This window comes from Rhodococcus sp. KRD162 (assembly GCF_017168335.1).
In the GTDB taxonomy this organism is placed as follows: Bacteria; Actinomycetota; Actinomycetes; order Mycobacteriales; family Mycobacteriaceae; genus Rhodococcoides.
Genome location: NZ_JABFAU010000003.1, coordinates 700,621 through 720,786, shown reverse-complemented (window position 1 = coordinate 720,786; position 20,166 = coordinate 700,621). Strand labels below are relative to the sequence as shown.

The following is a 20,166-nucleotide window of genomic DNA, read 5'->3' as shown; positions in this document are numbered from 1 at the left end:
GATTTCGCCCGTGGGTCGCCCTCGGATGAACGCAGGCTGCGATACTCGGGAAGCCGAAGCCGTCTTGCGTGAGCGGGCGGCCCTTCAGACGCACCGATAGGCGGTCACCATGGGCGAGGACGTCGAGCGTCGCAAATTCACCCGGCAGGACAGGCACGAATTTCGCCAGAAAGTACAGGATTGTCTCGACGCCCTGGCGATGATGTTGGCCGACGAGACCTTTCACGTCGGGGAACCTCAGATCGGCATGGAGATCGAGCTCAATCTCGTCGACGACGACATGGCACCGTCGATGGCCAATGCCGAGGTGCTCGACGCCATTGCCGATCCCGATTATCAGACAGAACTGGGCCAGTTCAACATCGAGATCAATGTCGAACCGCGGCCGTTGCGAGGCGAATCCATCGCCCAGCTCGAGACGGATCTGCGGCGGTCGCTGAATGCGGCCGACGAACGTGCGCGTACCTCGGGCAGCCACCTTGCCATGATCGGAATGCTTCCGACACTGGACGAGGAGCACTTCGAGCATCGATGGCTCTCGGCGAATCCGCGATACGACCTGCTCAATCAACAGATCTTCGCCGCGCGAGGCGAGGACATCGAGCTGAAGATCGGCGGCGTTCGGCTCCCCGGTTCCGGCGACACCGAAGACCTCGACATCGTCACCGACACCATCCTCCCCGAGGCCGCGTGCACGTCGGTGCAGTTGCACCTGCAGGTTGCCCCGGATGAGTTCGCGTCGTATTGGAATGCGGCACAGGCACTCTCGGGTGTGCAGGTGGCACTGGCCGCAAATTCACCGTTTTTCGCCGGACGCGCACTATGGCACGAAACGCGCATTCCACTGTTCGAGCAGGCCACCGATACCCGCCCCCAGGAGCTCAAGAACCAGGGTGTTCGGCCGCGGGTGTGGTTCGGCGAGCGATGGATCACGTCGATCTTCGATCTGTTCGAGGAGAACTCGCGCTACTTCCCTGCCCTGCTTCCCGTCTGCAACGACGAGGACCCCAAGGCCGCTCTCGCCGACGGTAAGACGCCGTCGCTGTCCGAGCTACGCATGCACAACGGAACCGTGTATCGATGGAACCGGCCGATCTACGACCGATCGGGCGACGGCCACCACATCCGGCTCGAGAACCGCGTACTGCCGGCCGGACCATCGGTGGTCGATACGCTCGCCGATGCGGCGTTCTATTACGGGACGGTGCGCGCGTTGGCCGATGCCGACCGACCGCTGTGGTCCCAGATGTCCTTCGACGCTGCCGAGGAGAACGTCCATTCGGCTGCGCGGGGCGGTTTCGATTCGATGCTGTACTGGCCCGAGGTCGGCTGGGTGAGCCCGCAGGAGCTGGTGTTGCGTCGGCTGCTACCGATGGCCGACGCCGGGTTGACCGCTTACGGCGTGGATGCGAATGTCCGCGCCCGGTATCTCGGCGTGATCGAAGCCCGGTGCCTGGCCAAACAGTCCGGCTCGGTCTGGCAGAGAAATGCAGTGGTCGCCCGGGAACGCGCAGGCGAGAAGCGTGATCGGGCTCTGGCCGGGATGTTGGGCGATTACGTCACGCTGATGAACTCCGGAGAGCCGGTGCACAGCTGGAGCAACTGAGGGCACGTCGACTCACCTCGGCAACCGCGTTAGTGTCGCTGTTATGAATTCGCCTGCTTCGGACTCGACCACCGGCCCCGATCGCACCTACGACATCGTCGTCTACGGTGTCACCGGCTTCGTCGGACGACTGACTGCGAAGTACCTCGCCGAGCACGCTCCGGCCGAGACACGCATCGCGCTGGCCGGACGCTCGACCGCTCGGGTACAGGCCACGCAGAAAGAACTCGGCCCGAAGGCCGCACAGTGGTCCGTGATCGAGGCCGACGCCACCGACATCGCGTCCGTCGAAGCCATGGCCCGCTCGACGCGTGTGGTCATCACGACGGTCGGCCCGTACGCGAAGTACGGGTTGGCGCTGGCCACCGCCTGCGCCGAGGCTGGGACGGACTACGTCGATCTGACCGGCGAGGTCCTGTTCGCGCGCGCGAGCATCGACGCCAACCACGAGATCGCGCAACGCACCGGTGCCCGCATCGTCCACTCGTGTGGATTCGATTCCGTCCCGTCCGACATCGGCGTACATGCGCTGTACGAGGCTGTCACCGCAGACAACGCGGGCGAACTGACCGACACGACTCTGGTGGTCACCTCGATGTCCGGCGGGGTCAGCGGCGGCACCATCGACTCCCTGCGCGGGCAGATCGAAGCGATGAAGAAGAACAAACAGGCCCGGCGCATCGCCGCTCGGCCGTACTCGCTCAGCCCGGATCGTGGACTAGAGCCACAGCTCGGTCGTCAACTCGACACCGTGCTGATCGACGGTAAGAAAATCGACCCGAGTGTGCGCGGCTGGAAAGCGCCCTTCGTGATGGCCTCGTACAACACACGCGTGGTGCGGCGCAGCAACGCCCTTCGCGATTGGGCCTACGGGAAGCAGTTTCGCTACAGCGAAGTGATGAGCGTCGGATCGTCTTTCGCCAGTCTCCTTTTCGCCGGTGCGTTGTCGGTCGGACTGTTCGTCGGCGTGTCCGCCATGACCATTCTGCCGGGAAAGATACTGGACCGCGTTCTCCCCAAGCCAGGTACCGGACCCAGCGAAAAAGTCCGTGAGAAAGGGCATTTCACCGTCGACCTGTACACCCTCACCACCTCTGGTGCCCGCTACCGAGCCCGCGTCAAGGCCTCGGGCGATCCGGGGTACAAGGCGACGGCCGTCATGCTCGCGGAGTCGGCATTGGCGCTGGTGTTCGGAGGCGATGCCCTACCGAAAGCGAGCGGTGTTCTCACGCCTGCCACCGCGATCGGAGACGTGCTCATCGATCGCCTGAATGCAGCCGGGATGGAGATCTGGGCCAAGCGCAACTGACCCGCAGTCAGTAGTGGTCATGAAGCATCGACCGGGCGCTGATCTTCTCGCCGCGACACTGCCGGTGGGCCGTGTCGCGGCGGAGTCGGTCGGAGCCCTCGCGGCCGAAATTGGCAGAATGCGCACTGCTCTCGGTCGTCGTCCGGCCGGCGGAACGGACACGCGCGCAGCTGCACCGAGTGCGTCACCCGATCGGATAGCCACCTCGTTCATGGGCGACTCGGTGCTGCGGATCGGCGGTGCACCGGTGCAGCCGTTCGCCGATCTGTCCGGTTTCTTCCCGGTGTCCGATGGCTGGGTCCGAACACACGCGAACTATCCCCATCACCGAACGGCGCTGCTCGATGCTGTCGGACTCGACACCGACTGCGGCGCAGATCGATTCGCTGACCGAGTGGCGGGAATGACCGGTGCCGAACTCGAACGGGCAGGTGCTCGGCACGGCGCCCTTGCGGTGCAGGTTCGAACGGAGGAGCAGTGGCGCGCGCACCCGGCCGGTGCAGCGGCACGCCTTGGACCGTTGATCTCGCGCACAGACGCCACCGACACCGCCGGCTACCGCATGCCCGAGTTCCGGGGCTGCACTGCTGCCGCTCCGCTGGCAGGAGTCCGCGTACTCGATCTCACGCGGGTGATCGCCGGCCCGGTGGCCACCCGTGCGCTGGCACTGTTCGGTGCCGAGGTGCTGCGCATCGATTCGCCGCACCGTCCCGAAATCGAGTGGCAGCACCTGGAGAACGGGCAGGGCAAACGTTCGGCCTCGGTGGATCTGGATACCCGCGACGGAAGTGCGCGCGTCCAGCGATTGCTCGACTCCGCAGACGTTCTGGTGACCGGGTACCGACCGGGCGCTCTCGAACGTTTCGGCCTCGAGCACCGAGCGGACGTCGTGCACGGGCGGGTGAGCGCCTGGGGTACTCACGGGCCGTGGTCCGGGCGGCGGGGTTTCGACAGCCTCGTTCAAGCCGCTTCCGGCATCGCGGTGCTCGAAGGCAGCGGCGGAGAACTCGGGCGACTCCCGGCTCAGGCGCTCGACCATGCGAGCGGGTACCTCCTTGCCGCCGGAATCGTCGGCGAACTGGCCGACCGTGCGAGCGGGACAGGGTCGAGCGCCTCGATCGAGGTGTCGTTGGCCCGAACAGCAGCATGGCTACTCCAACTACCCGGGCGAGAACGACATCACGGTCCGCGTCGAACGCCGCCGCCGGACTGCGTCGTGACCAACGGACGTATCACTGCGGCGAGGCCGGTGTTCGACGAGTATCCCGACTACCCGTTTCCGGCACGCCCTTGGGGAGCCGACGAGGCAACCTGGTTGTGAGGTGAAGCAGCCTCGGTGCGGGGTGGTCCCGGCGAATCACGGGCGGGCGGTGACCGCCGATACCTCGCTGTAGAGCTCGGCTGCTTCCGTGGCCGAATCCACTTGGGGTGGCGACCCGTCGAGAGGTTGGGTGGCGGACTCACGCAGGAATCCGAGTGCGATGAGACCGACGACGCCGCTGACGATGAGATAGTACGCGGGAACCATCGCGCTCCCGGTTGCGCTGACCAGAGCAGAGGTCACCAGCGGAGTCGTTCCACCGAAGATCGAGACCGACAGATTGAATCCGATCGAGAGCGCTGCGTAGCGAATCCGGGTGGGGAACAACGCCGGCAGCGTGGACGCGCTCGGGGCGGCAAAGCACGCCAGGACGATGCCGAGCACCAGGCAGGCAACCAGTGGGCCGACCCACCCACTTCCACGTAACAGCAGGAAGCAGGGCACGGCCAGAACTATCTGGCCGACGGCCCCGAACACGAACACCGGCTTGCGGCCTATTCTGTCGGTGAGCCTGCCCACGAAGACGATGATGGACACCACCACGATCATCGCCGAGAGCACCAGCAGGTCGGCACTGAGTTGACTGCGTCCGATCACCTCGGTGAAGTACGTCGGCAGGTACGAGGTCACCATGTAGTTGGTCACGTTGTACAACAACACGATTCCCATGCAGATCAGCAGAGCCCGCCAGTGATCGGTGAAGATCTTCCCGATCGATTTCCGGCCACTCTCCTGCGCCTTGACCTTGCTGTCGTGCTCGTCGAGTTGCTTGCGGAACGCAGGGGTGTCCTCGAGTTTCAGCCGCAGGTACAGGCCGACGATGCCCATCGGCCCGGCAACGAAGAACGGTATGCGCCAGCCCCATTCGACCATCGTGGAGTCCCCCAGGACGGCGTTGAGTATCGTCACCAAGCCGGATCCCATGGCGTATCCGACGAAGGTCCCGAAATCGAGCCAGCTACCGAGAAATCCACGCCGCTTGTCCGGTGAATACTCAGCGATGAATGTCGTTGCGCCGCCGTACTCGCCGCCGGTGGAGAACCCTTGAACCAACCGTGCGACGAGGAGCAGGATCGGTGCCCAGATCCCGATGCTGGCGTAGCTGGGGATGAGCCCGACGGCAAGGGTGCCGATCGACATCATGATCATCGTGGCGGCGAGAACCTTCTGTCGACCGATCCGGTCCCCCAACGGTCCGAAGAACAGTCCGCCGAGCGGCCGCACCACGAATGCCGCGGCGAACGTTGCGAACGTCGAAATCAGCTGGACCGCAGGGGTGGCATCGGGATAGAACACCTTGCCCAGAGTTGCTGCCAAATAGCCGTAGACGCCGAAGTCGAACCACTCCATCGTGTTGCCGAGGGCGGCGGCCGACACAGCACGCTTGAGCATCGGCTGATCTACGACGGTGATGCTCTCCTCTGACAGTGCAGGCTTGTGCCGCATGCGCTCGGAGAACGCATTGCGCCGAAGATGCTGGACGTGTCGCCGTCCCCACCGCTTCCGGGGTGGGGCTGTGTCAGGTCCTTGCGCTACCGTCATTCATCAACGTTAGCCAGTAAAACGACACGATCACAATGCCCGCCGGCAAGTCCGCGACACTCGGGCAGCATCGGCCCAGGTGAGTTACCGATCGACGAATATGCCACAGCACGTTGATAATTGGGGCAATTGAGTCAATGCGGACATAGACGGCTGGGCCGCAGCGGACCCGTTCAGCTCGGAGCTGGCAGTATGGGCCTGTGCCGAACCACAACTACGGGCTGACTGTGCACTGGACGGGCAACCGCGGCGAAGGAACGTCCGGCCTCACGACCTACGACCGCGATCACCTCGTGACTGCTCCAGGCAAACCGGATCTCCACGCGAGTTCCGATCCGAGCTTTCGCGGCGATCCGCAACGGTGGAATCCGGAAGAGCTGCTCGTGGCGTCACTGTCGAGCTGTCACATGCTGTGGTACCTCGGACTTGCCGCGGCCTCCGGCGTGACCGTCACCGACTACGTCGACTCCCCCACCGGTGTGATGACCGAGCAATCCGACGGATCCGGGCAGTTCGTCGAGGTCACGCTCGCCCCGACCGTCACGATCGCCGATCCGTCGATGACCCACCGCGCCGAGGAACTGCACGCCGCCGCGTCGGCCAAGTGCTTCATCGCACGATCGGTCAATTTTCCGGTCCGGCACGTCCCGACCACCGAAGTAGCGTCGTGAACACCCCCTTGATCGTCGACGTCGACACCGGCATCGACGACTCGCTCGCGCTGCTCTACCTGCTCGCGACCGAAGACGCGGAGATACTCGGAATCGCCTCCACCGCCGGAAACGTGCCGGTCGATCAGGTTGCCGCGAACAACCTGGCCTGGCTGGATCTGTGCCGAGCGGACGACATCGAAGTCGCACTCGGCGCACAAGTTCCGTTGGTGGCACCACTGATGACCACCGAAGACACCCACGGACCGCAGGGCATCGGCTACGCCGAACTGCCGGTCTCACAGCGCTCACTGTCCTCGCGAGACGCCACGAGGATGTGGATCGAACTGGTGCGTTCACGACCGGGCGAGATCACCGGCCTCGTCACCGGGCCGCTGACCAATCTCGCACTGGCGATTCGCCGTGATCCCGAACTGCCTCGACTGCTGAATCGGTTGGTGCTGATGGGCGGGGCGTTCCAGCACCAGGGCAACACCACGCCGACGAGCGAATGGAACATTGCGGTCGACCCCGAGGCTGCCGCCGAGGTGTTCGCCGCCTTTTCCGGACTGCCGCCGGAACGACGACCGATCGTGTGTGCGCTCGACATCACCGAAACCATCGAGATGACGCCCGAACACATCCGACGACTTGCCGTACGCGCCGGAAGCCCGGTGCCGGAGGTCATCTCGCCGGCCGACGCGCCGCACATTCGATCGACCGCGCCGAATCCGATCGTGCGGCACTTCTCCGATGCAGTGCGGTTCTACATGGAATTCCATCGCGATCACGATCAGGGATTCTTGGCGCACATGCACGATCCGTTTGCGGCCGCAGTTGCCGTGGAACCCGGCATCGCCACCTATCGACATGCCACCGTCGATGTCGAACTCACCGGAACCCTCACGCGCGGAACGACAGTCGCGGACTGGCGCGGAATGTGGGGTAAGGAGCCCAATGCCGCGATCGCAACCCACACCGATCCGCAGGCATTCTTCGACGAGCTGATCGAACGGGTCGGAGCGCTCGCAGCACGGCTGTATCCCGCAGCACGAGACTCAGGAATCGAACGCGTCGAGTAACTGCTGGGCCGCAAGCGCGGCGGTCAAGGAACCGTCGCGCACACGGGATTCGACGTCGCCGCGAATTGCCTCGACCGATGGATTCCGGGCCAGCCGACGCAGCAGTTGATCATTGACCATCGTCCACGTCCAATCGACCTGCTGCCTGCGACGCTTCTCCGCGAATTCCCCTGCGTCGGTGAGCACTTGCCGGTGCCGCAGCACAGTATCCCAGTACTCGTCGAGTCCGGTGCCCTCGATGGCACTCATCGTCAATACGGGCGGCTTCCAGACCGCGTCGTGTGGATAGATCAGTCGCAGAGCACCCGCCAACTCCCGCGCAGCGTTCTTCGCATCGGTCGCGTGTTTGCCGTCTGCCTTGTTGACCGCTACCAGATCCGCGAGTTCCAGAACGCCTTTCTTGATGCCCTGCAATTGATCTCCGGTGCGTGCAAGGGTGAGGAACGTGAAGCAGTCCACCATGTTGGCCACGGTGACCTCGGACTGACCGACGCCAACCGTCTCGACGAGAATGACGTCGAAACCGGCGGCTTCGAGCAGGACGATCGTCTCTCGGGTCGCCCGCGCCACTCCGCCCAGAGTGCCGGAGGTAGGAGACGGCCGAATGTAGGCGTTCTCCTGCACTGCCAGGCGTGACATCCTGGTCTTGTCACCCAGAATCGAGCCGCCGGTTCGCGTCGACGACGGGTCGACTGCCAGCACCGCGACGCGGTGCCCGTTCTCGATCAAGCGCATACCGAGCGCATCGATGAACGTCGACTTGCCGACCCCCGGCACTCCCGTGATCCCGACCCGGTGGGAGCCGCCCGCATCCGGCAGTACGCGCAGCAGCAATTGCTGCGCCAGGTCCCGATGGTCCGATCGTGTCGATTCGACCAGCGTGATGGCTCTGGCCAGACCGGATCGCTCGTTCGCTCGGACCGATTCGGCAACCGCGTCGATGTCGATGCTGCGGCCACGGTTGGACCCCGCACCGTCGGGAGAACCCAGGCCTTTGTTCGGAGCACCCATGTTCAGGCGTTGGCCTCGCGTGGCGCGTGGCCGAGCGACACGGAGAGTTTCTCCACCAGCCCGATCGCCGCATCGGCGATGACCGTGCCCGGAGGGAAGATCGCGGCGGCGCCCGCAGCGTAGAGCTCGTCGAAATCGCCGGGCGGAATGACGCCGCCCACGACGATCATGATGTCCTCACGGCCCACATCGGCCAACGCCTGACGCAGCGCAGGGACCAGCGTCAGGTGACCTGCCGCCAGTGACGACACACCGACCACGTGGACGTCGTTGTCGGCGGCCTGACGGGCCACCTCCTCCGGCGTCTGGAACAGCGGACCGACGTCCACGTCGAAGCCGATATCGGCGAATGCGGTGGCAATGACCTTCTGGCCGCGGTCGTGCCCGTCCTGACCCATCTTGCACACCAGCACACGGGGCCGGCGGCCCTCGTCCTCGGCGAACTGTTCGACCAGCGCGGTCGCACGGGTGATGTTCTCGGATTTGCCTGCCTCGTCGCGGTACACACCACTGATTGTCCGGATTTCCGCCTGATGGCGCCCGTAGACCTTCTCGAGCGCCTCGGAGATCTCGCCCACGGTGGCCATCTTGCGTGCCGCATCGATGGCCAGGGCCAGCAGGTTGTTCTCCATGCCCGGCTGATCCGACGCGGCAGCTCTGGTCAGATTCGCCAGTGCCGCCTCGACCTCGGCGGTGTCGCGCTCGGCACGAAGTCGCTCGAGCTTCTCGATCTGCTCGCGGCGCACCTTCGAGTTCTCCACCTTGAGTACTTCGATGGTGTCGGGCTCGTCGGGCACGTACTTGTTGACGCCCACCAGCGGCTGGCGGCCGGAGTCGATGCGGGCCTGCGTGCGGGCAGCTGCTTCCTCGATGCGCAGCTTCGGAATTCCCTCACTGATGGCCTGCGCCATCCCTCCCGCTTCCTCGACCTCGGCAATGTGTGCCCGCGCTCGGTTCGCGAGCTCGTGGGTGAGCCACTCGACGTAGTGGGAGCCACCCCACGGATCGATCGGACGGACGGTGTTGGACTCCTGTGCGATGAGCAACTGCGTGTTGCGGGCGATGCGAGCCGAGAAATCGGTCGGCAGAGCGAGGGCCTCGTCGAGTGCGTTGGTGTGCAGCGACTGGGTGTGGCCCTGGGTGGCCGCCATGGCTTCCACGCACGTGCGCGCGACGTTGTTGAACACATCCTGTGCCGTCAACGACCAACCCGAGGTTTGCGAGTGGGTCCGCAGCGAACGCGATTTGGCGCTGGTGGGTTCGAATTGCTGGACGAGCTCGGCCCAGAGCAGTCGACCGGCACGCAGCTTGGCGACCTCCATGAAGAAGTTCATTCCGATGGCCCAGAAGAACGACAGTCGCGGTGCGAACGTATCGATGTCCATGCCCGCGTCGAGACCGGCCCGGATGTATTCGACACCGTCCGCGAGGGTGTAGGCGAGTTCGAGATCGGCTGTGGCACCGGCCTCTTGGATGTGGTAGCCCGAAATGGAGATCGAATTGTATTTCGGCATCTTCGCGCTCGTGAACGCGAAGATGTCCGAGATGATGCGCATCGACGGCTTCGGCGGATAGATGTAGGTGTTGCGGACCATGAACTCTTTGAGGATGTCGTTCTGGATGGTGCCGGCGAGTTTCTCCGGGCCGACGCCCTGCTCCTCCGCCGCTGCGACGTACAGCGCAAGGATCGGTAGCACGGCACCGTTCATCGTCATCGACACCGAGACACTGCCGAGGTCGATTCCGTCGAACAGCTGACGCATGTCGTAGATGGAATCGATGGCCACTCCGGCCATTCCGACGTCACCCTGTACTCGCGGGTGATCGGAGTCGTAACCTCGATGGGTGGCCAGGTCGAACGCCACCGACAATCCCTTCTGGCCGGCCGCGAGGTTGCGGCGGTAGAACGCATTGGACTCGGCAGCGGTGGAGAATCCGGCGTACTGGCGAATGGTCCACGGCTGGTTGACGTACATCGTGGGATACGGCCCACGGAGAAACGGCGGGGCACCGGGATAGCTGTGCAACGGGTAGCCCTCGGCCTCGGCGGCCTCACGATCGGCCTCGGTGAACACCGGCTTGACGTCGATGCCCTCCGGCGTCGTCCACACGACCTGCTCGGGAGTGTAGAAATTGGCCTTCGCGCCCTGCTCCACGTGGGCAGCGACGTCCTCCGACGACGGCGGCGGAGGCGTCGGCTCGTCGGGATCGACAAGGGGCACATCGGCGAAGCTGCCGATGGTGTGCGAAATTCGGTTCTCGTCGGTACTCACTTCTTCGCTCCCAGCGTGTCGAGAAGTTCGGTCAGCACGGCGACGGCATCGACCTTCGCGGTCAGGAAGCCATCGGGGCGTGACGCGCCTTCGATGCCGGCGAAGATCTTCTCCGGTCCGGCAAGCAGTACCTGTGAAACACCCGCCGCGCGCAGTGCATCCACGGCTGTGGCGGCCTCCTCGGTGTATCTGCTGTCGGTGCCGCACACCACGGCGACGGAGGCTCCGGAGGCCTCGACCGATCCGGCGATGGCGTCCACGGTCAACGGCCCGGGGTTCACGGCCTCGATTCCGCCGGACGCCAACAGGTTCGACGCGAACGTGGTTCGAACGTTGTGTTCGGCGACGCTCCCCAGCGGTATCAGTAGCACTGTGGGGCGGCAATCGTGCTCGGCGAGAAAGGCATCGGAACGATCGCGGAGAGCTTCGAATGCTCGGCCGTAGCGGTAGACCGTGCGCGAGCCCTGCGGGGCGCTCTGCTGCGGAGTCAGTGGTGCCTCGGCCAGATTCGGAAATTCGTTGACGCCGGTCAACGGGGTCACTCGGTGGGCGACATCGGAATCACGTTCGGCGCGGGTCTTCTCGAGCGCCGCTACGAGTGAACCGTTTTCGACGGCGGCGCTGAATCCGCCCGTCGCCTCGACGCTCTGGAAGAACTCCCATGCCTTCGCGGCCACCGAGGCAGTGAGATCCTCGATGTACCAGGACCCCGCACCCGGATCCAGAACCCGGCCGAGGTGGGCCTCCTCGAGGAGCAACAACTGAGTGTTTCTGGCGATGCGCGCGGCGAATGTCTTCGATACTCCTGCTGCCCCACCGCCCAGGGCCGCATCGAACGGCAGGACCGTCACCGAATCCGCGCCGCCGACGCCTGCTCCGAACGCCGCCAGCGTGGTCCGCAGCATGTTCACCCATGGATCACGCTGCGACATCATCGCTTCCGAGGTCACCGCATGCTGTGGGGCATCACCGGCATCCGGTGCTCCGCAGACCTGTGCGATGCGCGCCCACAGAATGCGTGCAGCCCTGAATTTCGCGATGGTCAGGAACTGGTCGTCGCTGGCAGCGAATCTAAATTCGACCTGCCGCAGCGCCTCCGTGATGCTCACTCCGGCGGCCGTCATGGACCGGAGGTATTCCAGGCCCGCGGCGATCGACGCGCCGAGCTCCTGGGCGTCAGCGGATCCGAGATTGTGAAATACGGTGCCGTCGACGGTGATCGCGCGAACCGACTCGTCTCGGGCGACACAGGCGCGGATCAGATCGAGTGCGTCGGCCATCTCGATCGACCGGGTTTCGCCCACGCGAGCGGTGAGAGTGTCCACTCCGAGCCGGATGTCCACAGCGGCGCGATCGTCGATGTCGGCCGCGTCCAGTACTGCGAACAACGCTGCTGCTGCGGCCTTCACCTCGCCCTGCGCGTCGATCGTCAGCGGCGCGAGCTCGAGGAATACTCCCTGCAGAACCTCCGGCAATGCCGTCGGATCGACACCACCGGCTCCGACCGTCAACCACAGGGCACTGGTGCCGTTGGCGAGCGAATCGAGTATCTGGGAGTTGAGCGTCGTGGCGTCGTCGGCGCCGTCTCCGCGGACCGAGCCGTGGCGGGTGCACACCTTCCAACCCGCGTTGACGTCCCGATACCGGTCACGGCCCCGCAGGAATGGAAACTGCCCGGGCAGAGGACCTTCCGGGCGCTCGTCGAGCGCGGTGTACAGCGGGGACACCGTGATGGCGTCGTAGGTCGTCGAATCGAGTAGGTGTTCGGGATCGGCGGGCAGCTCGGACGTGTCGACCCGGCGCGATTTGGCCAACACACCGGCCACTGCTCGTTGCCAGGCCGCATGGGCGCTGCGTGCGGCATCTTCGTGCGACGCGATGGACACGTGTGCTGCTCCCTCGGTTCGGCGGGTGGTACTGCGCCCGACTTGAAGTGATGCTAACCCCACTTCGTTGCAGGCTATCGTGAGGTTCACCTCACGTTCGGTGCTGCCGGCGCAGCGTTCGAGGTCCGCGGTGGCACGGTTCGGCTGTCCAGAAGAAACCGAGTGTCACTTCACGCCGGTACGCTGACCTCTCGTGACCCGGCACCTGCGCGACCTCCGACTGCTCGCGTTGGTGGTGATGATCATCGTCTTCGCCCTCGTGGCCGTGTTGGTACCTCATCCGAGTATCGATCAGATTCGCCAATGGGGCATATCCGTCGGTCCTGCGTTCCCGCTCGTGTTCTGCGCGGTCCATGCGCTCGTCACCATCGCGCCGGTGCCGAGAACCTTGTTCACGCTCAGCGCCGGAGTCCTGTTCGGACCGCTGACCGGTTTGGCAGTCACCATCGGGGCGTCGACGGTCAGCGCGATCGTGGCTCTGCTTCTGGTCCGTGCGATCGGTCGGGAAGCAGTGGCAGCACGGATGTCGCACTCGGCCCTGGACTCGATCGACGACAGCCTGCGCCGACGTGGGTGGCTCGCTGTGGGCTCACTGCGGCTGATCGCTCCGGTGCCCTTCTCGTTGGTGAACTATGCCTGCGGTGTGTCGGCGGTGCGTGTTGTGCCGTTCGCGGCGGCAACGGCGGCAGGCATGCTGCCGGGCACTCTCGGGATAGTCCTGATCGGCGGAGCCATCGGAGGCAATTCGCATCCAGCACTGTTGGTGGTGTCCGCGGTGTGCATCGCGATCGGCCTCACCGGCCTGTTCGTCGACTGGCGACTGTCGCGCAAGTCGGGCCTCGAGTCCGAATCCGAGGGAGGTGGTCAAGTCCAGAAGCTTGACTCTCAGCAATCAAGTCTGGAAGCTTGACCAACTGGTATCAACGATCTAACCTTGTCACATGTTCGTGCTGACCGTGGACCAACGTCGCAGTAGACGCGATATCGACCGGGTGCCCGAACTCCTCGACCGATATCGCGAACACCAGCTGATTCGGCCCTTCGATCGCACCGCAGGCGACGAAGTACAGGCGGTATCCGACAACGCAGACACCGTCGTGACCATCGCCCTCGAACTGATATCCACACGGCACTGGACCGTGGGAATCGGCATCGGGCCCGTCGAGCTTCCACTCCCGGAAACCACGCGCGCGGGCCGCGGGCCGGCCTTCGAGGCAGCTCGTGAAGCCGTGAACAGAGCAAAGAACGCACCCGTGGCGCTTGCCGTCAGCGGACCCGACCCCGCCGCAGCAGAGGACGCGGAGACGGCATCGACCCTGGTGGCCCTGCTCATCGATCGACGCACGGATCCCGGCCGGGAAGCGGTCGCGCTCATGGCTCGCGGACTGTCGCAAACCGACGCAGCAGAACAGTTGAAAATCAGCAAGCAAGCAATGTCACAACGGCTCTCGGTCGCCGGCTGGCACATCGAAACCGCAGGCCGTACCCTCGCCGCTCGACTGCTCGACGCCGCGAACACCACAGGAAGTCACCGGCCATGATCATCATCGCCCTCGTTCTTCTCGCACTGGCCGCACTCGCCGCGGTCGTCCCCAGCACCGGCGCTCGCCGGTGGCTACCCACGACGATCGCAACGACACTCCTGGCCGTCGCGGCGATCCTGGCGATCGTGGCCGGGCCTGCCTACGGTCTCGGCCACGCCGTCGGGATAGTCCTCAGCGTGCTCGCCGCCGCGATGGGCGGCACCGCGGCCGTACCGACGGTATTTCGGGTCGCCCGACGACAGAACGACTCGACCGGAGAAGATCCGGTCGAGCCGCTCCGTGGAGGACTGATCATCGGCGTCCTCGAACGCGTGGCCGTGGCAGTGTCGATCCTCGCCGGTTGGCCGGAGGGCATCGCCATCGTGCTGGCCGTCAAGGGACTCGCGCGCTACCCCGAACTCCGCGAGTCCCACGCTTCCGAACAATTCATCATCGGCACCTTCGCCAGTGTGCTGTGGGCACTGGCAGCAGGCGGCGTGGGCACCGCTCTGATCAACTGACCGAAAGCCGTGCCTCAGCGCTGTTCCGGCTCCGCCTTCGGCGACGCCGACAGAGCACCGATGTCCAATCCCTTCGACAGCTCAGGGGCCGCCGCCAACGAGGTGTCGACCGGCTTGCGCGCCACCGCCTCTGCCGCCTTGACCGCCTCGGCCACCGCCGGATCGGTCTTGGTCTCGAACCATTCGGCGACCTCGTCCGAGTCGTCCTCGGGCTTGGGCTCGTTGCCGTCCGATTCGTTGGGCTCGTACCGGAACACCCCGTCCTCTCCGGGCGCACCGAGAGTCTTGGCGAATCCCTTGAGTGCATCGCCGAAATCGCTCGGGATCATCCACACCTTGTTCGCATCACCCTGCGCCATCTGCGGCAGCGTCTGCATGTACTGATACGCGAGCAGTTCTGGCGTCGGCTTGCCTGCCTTGATGGCACCGAACACCTTCTCGATAGCCTTGGCCTGGCCCTGCGCTTCGAGGTACTTCGCGGCCCGGTCACCCTGCGCCCGCAGTATCCGAGACTGCCGCTCACCCTCCGCGGTGAGGATGGCTGCCTGCTTGCCACCCTCGGCCGCGAGAATTCGACTCTGCTTGTCGCCCTCGGCCGTCTTGATCGCCGACTCACGATGTCCCTCGGCGGTGAGGATGGTCGCTCGCTTCTCACGATCGGCCTTCATCTGCTTCTCCATCGACTCCTGGATCGACGGTGGCGGATCGATGCTCTTGAGCTCGACTCGAGCCACACGCAGACCCCAACGGCCGGTCGCCTCGTCCAGCACGACGCGCAGTTGGCCGTTGATCGAATCACGCGAGGTGAGGGTTTCCTCCAGCGTCATGCCGCCGACGACGTTACGCAGAGTGGTGGTGGTCAACTGCTCGACACCGACGATGTAGTTGTTGATCTCGTACACGGCCGACTGCGGGTTGGTCACCTGGAAATAGACGACGGTGTCGATCGACACCGTCAGGTTGTCCTTGGTGATCACCGGCTGAGGGGGAAACGACACGACCCGCTCGCGTAGATCGACCTTGGCGCGAATGCGGTCGACGAACGGCACGAGGAACGTCAGCTGGCCGGACACGGTGCGCGTGTAACGGCCGAGCCGTTCGATGACGGCGGCGTCGGCCTGCGGAACGATCGAGATGGACTTGGCCATCAGCACCGCGACGAACGCGACGATGACAGCCAGTGCGATGAGTGCTTCCACTGGCTACGGTCCCTTCCATACGACGGCGGTAGCGCCGTCAATTTCCATCACGGTCACGGTGGTACCAGGGGCGTAGACCTCGGTCTCGTCGAGAGGACGAGCGGACCACACCTCACCACCGAGCTTGATCTGACCTTCGTGGGCAGTGATCTGTTCGAGAACGACCGCACTCTTTCCGGTGAGCGCGGCCACGCCCATCGGAGTATCGGGCGGATGTGCGAAGCGCCGCAACAGAATCGGCCTCAACCCGAGCACCAATGCCAGTGAAAGCACACCGAAGACGATCGCATCGACCCACACCGGGAAATCGGTCAGAGCCGAGACGCCCGCAGTGCCCAGGGCACCACCGGCGATCATCAGAAGAAAGAAGTCGCCTGTCATTGCTTCGGCACCGGCCAGTACCACTGCCGCTATGAGCCAAATGATCGCTGCCACAGCCTCCATCCTGACACGAAACGGACATCCGGCGGTGGATCAGCTGCTCAGGAGGGCTGTTCGGTGACGAAGTCGACCAGTTGTTCGACAGCCCCGATCAACGGTGCCTCGAGATCCCGAAAGCTCGACACCGACGAGTACACCCGCCGCCAGCCCTCTCGCGGACTTCCCCAGCCCAGCTCCCGACAGATCCCCGTCTTCCAGTCCTCGCCGCGTGGAATCCTCGGCCACGCAGCGATACCCACGGCGGACGGCTTGACCGCCTGCCAGACATCGATGAACGGATGACCGGTGACGAGCACATGTTCGCCGAGCGACCTCGTCAACGCCGATTCCTTCGAGCCGGTCACCAGGTGATCCACCAGAACTCCGACGCGACGCCCCGGCCCCGGACCGAACTCGGCCAACCGCTCCCCCAGATTGTCGAGACCCTCCAGATGCTCGACGACCACGCCCTCCACCCGAAGATCGTGCCCCCACACACTTTCCACGAGGGCCGCGTCGTGCACACCCTCGACCCAGATCCGACTCGCACGTGCCGTCCGAGCCCGCAGGCCCTCGACCTTGGTCGAACCGGAGGCCGAGCGCGTCTGCTGTCGCGCCGCAGCGGCAGGCTTCGGACGGATCAGAGTCACTCGACGTCCGTCGATCAGGAATGCCGCCTCGCGCAGGGCGAACAGACGAGTCGTGCGGGCACCGTCCTCGAGTCGAACGAAGTCGCCGTCGTAGGTGCGCTCGAACCCGACCACCGCCCCGCAATAACCTGAACCGGCATCCTCGACCACCAGTCCACGCTCGGCCGACACCTCCGGTGCCGGGACCTTGCGCATCCGACTGTGCCCTTTGAGAATGTCTCCGCCGTACATGTCGTTCACGGCGAACAACGCTAGCGATACCGGTGCCCGAGCACAGTTCGCCACGCCGACCTATGCTCGTGAGTCGTGTGTTCTTCCAGTGCAAGCCTCGCCCTGTGGACCAGTTCCTGGCTGGCCGGTGCCAGCTCACCGGACGACGTCATCGACGCCATGTTCGAGTGGGCTCCGATGCATCTCGTCGGTGCGGGCGATGCGACCGCGGCCGAGGCCTTCGGGTTGCCGCACCCCGGTTACGCCGAATCCATCGCCGGACTGCTGCAGGCGATCAGGGCAACCGCAGGTACGGTGCCACAACCGGCCGTCGGCGAGGAAACGGTCCGGCTCGTCTTGCCTGCTCCCGGTGCGGTGACCGGATTGCCCGCGAACACCGACTTCTCACGCGCGGCGCTGAACTCGGGCCAAGCGGTGACCGTCGGAACTTCCGGCTGCCCGGGAATCGGACTGGTGCCAGTAGTCGAGGGCCCCGATGTGCTGCGCTGGACGGTGTATTCGATTGTCGTTCCCGAGCACGGTCACCGCGAACAGGGCTTGGGTGAGGCCGAATACGAGATGCGCGAGGCCGTACGCGGCGCGGCGGATGCGCTGGCGCAGATGCAGGCACTGCCCACCCGAACGCTCGACGGCGATCCCCGCACCCGCATCGCCGCGCTGATGGCCGAAGCGGCCCGCCACCGCTACCCAGCCGAGATGTCCGACAGGGCATTTCGGGTCCTGGAAACGGCCGATCGGGTAGCGGCCATTCTGACCGTAGCGTCCGGGTCCGCCCCCTCGGAGGCCCCCACCGCGACGGGTGCGGCCGCGCGCGAGGAACTCCTTCGACCGTTGTGGGCGGCAGTGCGCACCGCTCGCACCATCGCTGTCGCGACGAGCATCGACGCGGCACTGCACTCCGCGTGATGCCCCTCGACGGTTGGAGCGGCCGCTAGCGGGTGGCCGCCGCCGCAGGACGAGCCGGTCTGGTCGGTTGTTCGCAGCAGCCGACGGCGCAGCGGACGCCGTCGAGAGTGGAGCCGTAGCCGGGCACGCGGCCCAGGCGGCGGCACTGTCCGCCGACGCGATATTCCTCGACGAGTTCACGGATCATCATCGGAAAGCGCGCATCCGATCCGGGAGTGCCGGCGCGGACCAACTCCATTCCGAGTTCACGGGCCTTCTCCTCGGCCTCGGTATCGAGATCCCACACCACCTCGAGATGATCGGAGACGAATCCGATCGGACACACGATCACCGCCTCGACCGACCGTGCCGAGAGCGCTTCGAGGTGATCACAGATATCGGGGTCGAGCCACGGAACCTGCGGTGGTCCGGAACGGGACTGCCACACCAGGTCGTAGTCCTCGACGCCGGACGCGGCCGCGACCAGTCGCGATGCCTCGGCCACCTGGCGACTGTAGAGGTGGCCGCCATCCTCGGGAGGACCGGCGTTGGCGTCGGCGGCAGAGGGAATCGAGTGCGCGGTGAAGACCAGCCGAGCACCGGCGCGGCACTGATCGGGCAGCGAAGCACGCGCGGCCGCAACGGCGTCGGTGAAGGCGTCGACCATCAACGGATGGTCGTAGTACTGCCGGATCTTGAGCAGGTGTGGTGCGTCCTCGCCGACTGCGGCGCGAGCGCGAGCGATGTCCTCGTGGTACTGCCTGCACCCGGAGTAGCCGCCCCACGCCGAGGTCGGAAACACCAGCGCCGATCGGACCCCGTCCGCTGTCATGGCCGCAACGGTGTCCTCGATCATCGGGTGCCAGTTGCGATTTCCGAAGTAGATCGGCAGATCGATTCCCGCCGAATCGAATTCGGCGCGAAGGGCCGCGATGATCTCACGATTGAGCTCGTTGATCGGAGACACTCCACCGAAGTGCATGTAGTGCTCGACGACGGAGTCCAGACGCTCCGGCGGCACACCGCGTCCGCGAGTGACGTTCTCCAGGAACGGACGAACGTCGCTCGGCTGTTCCGGGCCGCCGAACGAGAGCACCAACAGCGCGTCGAATTCTCCAGGGGTGGTCATCAATCCATTGTGCCCCTGTCGCAGACCGGCCTCGACACAGGTCCGACCTGCGAACGAAACCAACGGTGAGCGAGACAACGTACGGTTCCGCCCACCGCGGCGTCACATGTTGTCGGGCAGATACGTGTTGTGGCTGGCTCCGCCGTCGACGTAGACGATGGACCCGGTGGTGCCGGGCAGCCAATCCGAGAGCAACGCGACGATGGACTTGGCCACGACGGTCGGGTCGTTGACGTCCCAGCCGATGGGGGCAGCGCCGTCCCAGTAGACGTTCAGTTGGTTCATCTTCGCGGCATCGTCGGTTGCCGTACCGGCGATCGCCTTGGCGGCGAGGGTCTTGATGGGCCCGGCAGCGACGAGGTTGGATCGAATACGCTTGGCAGCGCCCACTTCCCGGGCGACGTAGCGATTGACCGATTCGAGTGCGGCCTTGGCCACGCCCATCCAGTTGTAGTACGGCATCGACGTGCGGGGGTCGAAATCCATACCGACGATGGAGCCGCCCTCGTTCATGACCGGCAGCACCGCACGCGCCAGCGACGCGTAGCTCCACGCCGAGATCTCGAAGGCCTTCGCGGCATCGGGGCCGGGACCGTCGAGGAACGGCTTGGCATCCGGGCCCATCAGGGTGCGGGGCGCGAACGCGATCGAATGCAGAACCCCGTCGATGCCCTCGGGTGCCACCTCGCGGACGCGATCGGCCAACGCAGCGAGGTGCTCCTCGTTGGTGGCGTCGAGCTCGATCGCCGGGGGCACCTCCTTGGGCAGACGTTGCGCGATGCGGTCGATGAGCCGGAGCCGATCGAAACCGGTGATGATCACCTTCGCGCCCTGGTCCTGCGCCATGGCAGCAGCGTGGAATGCGATGGAGGCATCGGTGATGATGCCGGTGATCAGAATCGTCTTGCCTTCGAGCAATCCGCCCATA

At 65.2% G+C, this 20,166-nt stretch carries 18 protein-coding genes; 9 read left to right on the top strand and 9 right to left on the bottom strand.

Annotated features, from left to right (window positions below; all coding sequences use genetic code 11):
- Positions 1-109 precede the first annotated feature (109 nt).
- From J1M87_RS05865 to J1M87_RS05855, 3 genes are read left to right on the top strand one after another with little or no spacing between them, the layout of a single operon-like run.
- Positions 110-1,606, top strand: coding sequence for a glutamate-cysteine ligase family protein (locus tag J1M87_RS05865; protein WP_206488569.1), 1,497 nt, complete (start codon positions 110-112; stop codon positions 1,604-1,606).
- 43 nt (positions 1,607-1,649) lie between these two features.
- The gene (locus J1M87_RS05860; protein WP_206488568.1) at positions 1,650-2,915 is read left to right on the top strand and encodes a trans-acting enoyl reductase family protein; all 1,266 of its coding nucleotides are present in this window, start codon (positions 1,650-1,652) and stop codon (positions 2,913-2,915) included.
- 19 nt (positions 2,916-2,934) lie between these two features.
- Complete coding sequence (locus J1M87_RS05855) at positions 2,935-4,236, top strand: CoA transferase (protein ID WP_206488567.1); 1,302 nt, start codon at positions 2,935-2,937, stop codon at positions 4,234-4,236.
- A gap of 36 nt (positions 4,237-4,272) precedes the next feature.
- Here J1M87_RS05855 and proP read toward each other — a convergent pair whose 3' ends face one another.
- Positions 4,273-5,778: a glycine betaine/L-proline transporter ProP gene (gene proP / locus J1M87_RS05850; protein WP_206488566.1), complete on the bottom strand. Its 1,506-nt coding sequence runs from the start codon at positions 5,776-5,778 to the stop codon at positions 4,273-4,275.
- Positions 5,779-5,978: 200 nt separating this feature from the next.
- Between proP and J1M87_RS05845 the strand changes: the two genes are divergently transcribed.
- Both J1M87_RS05845 and J1M87_RS05840 read left to right on the top strand, forming a co-directional pair.
- Complete coding sequence (locus J1M87_RS05845; protein ID WP_206488565.1) at positions 5,979-6,449, top strand: OsmC family protein; 471 nt, start codon at positions 5,979-5,981, stop codon at positions 6,447-6,449.
- Positions 6,446-7,510, top strand: a complete 1,065-nt coding sequence (locus J1M87_RS05840) for a nucleoside hydrolase (RefSeq protein WP_206488564.1) — start codon at positions 6,446-6,448, stop codon at positions 7,508-7,510. Before J1M87_RS05845 ends, J1M87_RS05840 begins: the two co-directional genes overlap by 4 nt.
- On the opposite strand, the gene meaB is transcribed toward J1M87_RS05840, so the two are convergent.
- The 3 genes from meaB to J1M87_RS05825 are packed head-to-tail and all read right to left on the bottom strand — an operon-like array spanning position 7,487 to position 12,680.
- A complete protein-coding gene (gene meaB, locus J1M87_RS05835) occupies positions 7,487-8,521 on the bottom strand; it encodes a methylmalonyl Co-A mutase-associated GTPase MeaB (protein ID WP_241256333.1) in 1,035 nt (344 codons plus the stop codon). The genes J1M87_RS05840 and meaB overlap by 24 nt on opposite strands.
- A 2-nt stretch (positions 8,522-8,523) precedes the next feature.
- A complete protein-coding gene (gene scpA / locus J1M87_RS05830) occupies positions 8,524-10,794 on the bottom strand; it encodes a methylmalonyl-CoA mutase (RefSeq protein ID WP_206488563.1) in 2,271 nt (756 codons plus the stop codon).
- A complete protein-coding gene (locus J1M87_RS05825) occupies positions 10,791-12,680 on the bottom strand; it encodes a methylmalonyl-CoA mutase family protein (protein ID WP_206488562.1) in 1,890 nt (629 codons plus the stop codon). The genes scpA and J1M87_RS05825 overlap by 4 nt, the downstream gene beginning before the upstream one ends.
- Positions 12,681-12,873: 193 nt before the next feature.
- On the opposite strand from J1M87_RS05825, the gene J1M87_RS05820 reads away from it, so the two are divergent.
- Genes J1M87_RS05820 through J1M87_RS05810 form a run of 3 tightly spaced genes read left to right on the top strand, consistent with a single transcriptional unit; the run spans position 12,874 to position 14,724 of the window.
- Positions 12,874-13,590 (top strand): TVP38/TMEM64 family protein, encoded by a 717-nt coding sequence (locus J1M87_RS05820; protein WP_206488561.1) that lies wholly within the window; start codon positions 12,874-12,876, stop codon positions 13,588-13,590.
- A 31-nt stretch (positions 13,591-13,621) separates the two neighbouring features.
- Positions 13,622-14,221 carry a hypothetical protein gene (locus J1M87_RS05815; protein WP_206488560.1) on the top strand — a complete coding sequence of 200 codons (600 nt, stop codon included), beginning with the start codon at positions 13,622-13,624 and terminating at the stop codon, positions 14,219-14,221.
- A complete protein-coding gene (locus J1M87_RS05810) occupies positions 14,218-14,724 on the top strand; it encodes a hypothetical protein (RefSeq protein WP_206488559.1) in 507 nt (168 codons plus the stop codon). Before J1M87_RS05815 ends, J1M87_RS05810 begins: the two co-directional genes overlap by 4 nt.
- Before the next feature lie 14 nt (positions 14,725-14,738).
- Here the strand turns inward: J1M87_RS05810 and J1M87_RS05805 are convergent, their stop codons facing one another.
- Genes J1M87_RS05805 through J1M87_RS05795 form a run of 3 tightly spaced genes read right to left on the bottom strand, consistent with a single transcriptional unit; the run spans position 14,739 to position 17,224 of the window.
- The gene (locus J1M87_RS05805; protein WP_206488558.1) at positions 14,739-15,923 is read right to left on the bottom strand and encodes an SPFH domain-containing protein; all 1,185 of its coding nucleotides are present in this window, start codon (positions 15,921-15,923) and stop codon (positions 14,739-14,741) included.
- Between the two features lie 3 nt (positions 15,924-15,926).
- Positions 15,927-16,358, bottom strand: a complete 432-nt coding sequence (locus tag J1M87_RS05800) for an NfeD family protein (RefSeq protein WP_206488557.1) — start codon at positions 16,356-16,358, stop codon at positions 15,927-15,929.
- A 47-nt stretch (positions 16,359-16,405) separates the two neighbouring features.
- On the bottom strand, positions 16,406-17,224 hold the full coding sequence (locus J1M87_RS05795) for a DUF3097 domain-containing protein (protein ID WP_206488796.1): 819 nt from the start codon (positions 17,222-17,224) through the stop codon (positions 16,406-16,408).
- Between the two features lie 75 nt (positions 17,225-17,299).
- Here J1M87_RS05795 and J1M87_RS05790 point away from each other — a divergent pair, with 75 nt between their 5' ends.
- Complete coding sequence (locus tag J1M87_RS05790; RefSeq protein WP_206488556.1) at positions 17,300-18,130, top strand: hypothetical protein; 831 nt, start codon at positions 17,300-17,302, stop codon at positions 18,128-18,130.
- A 25-nt stretch (positions 18,131-18,155) separates the two neighbouring features.
- On the opposite strand, the gene J1M87_RS05785 is transcribed toward J1M87_RS05790, so the two are convergent.
- On the bottom strand, positions 18,156-19,238 hold the full coding sequence (locus J1M87_RS05785) for a ferrochelatase (RefSeq protein ID WP_206488555.1): 1,083 nt from the start codon (positions 19,236-19,238) through the stop codon (positions 18,156-18,158).
- A gap of 102 nt (positions 19,239-19,340) precedes the next feature.
- On the bottom strand, positions 19,341-20,165 hold the full coding sequence (inhA, locus tag J1M87_RS05780) for an NADH-dependent enoyl-ACP reductase InhA (protein ID WP_206488554.1): 825 nt from the start codon (positions 20,163-20,165) through the stop codon (positions 19,341-19,343).
- Position 20,166: the final 1 nt, after the last annotated feature.

Coding starts and splice junctions, on each gene's coding strand:
- J1M87_RS05865 (WP_206488569.1), top strand. CDS start 110: ATGGGCGAGGACGTCGAGCGTCGCAAATTCACCCGGCAGGACAGGCAC.
- J1M87_RS05860 (WP_206488568.1), top strand. CDS start 1,650: ATGAATTCGCCTGCTTCGGACTCGACCACCGGCCCCGATCGCACCTAC.
- J1M87_RS05855 (WP_206488567.1), top strand. CDS start 2,935: ATGAAGCATCGACCGGGCGCTGATCTTCTCGCCGCGACACTGCCGGTG.
- proP (WP_206488566.1), bottom strand. CDS start 5,778: ATGACGGTAGCGCAAGGACCTGACACAGCCCCACCCCGGAAGCGGTGG.
- meaB (WP_241256333.1), bottom strand. CDS start 8,521: ATGGGTGCTCCGAACAAAGGCCTGGGTTCTCCCGACGGTGCGGGGTCC.
- J1M87_RS05815 (WP_206488560.1), top strand. CDS start 13,622: ATGTTCGTGCTGACCGTGGACCAACGTCGCAGTAGACGCGATATCGAC.
- J1M87_RS05810 (WP_206488559.1), top strand. CDS start 14,218: ATGATCATCATCGCCCTCGTTCTTCTCGCACTGGCCGCACTCGCCGCG.
- J1M87_RS05795 (WP_206488796.1), bottom strand. CDS start 17,224: ATGTACGGCGGAGACATTCTCAAAGGGCACAGTCGGATGCGCAAGGTC.
- J1M87_RS05785 (WP_206488555.1), bottom strand. CDS start 19,238: ATGACCACCCCTGGAGAATTCGACGCGCTGTTGGTGCTCTCGTTCGGC.
- inhA (WP_206488554.1), bottom strand. CDS start 20,165: ATGGGCGGATTGCTCGAAGGCAAGACGATTCTGATCACCGGCATCATC.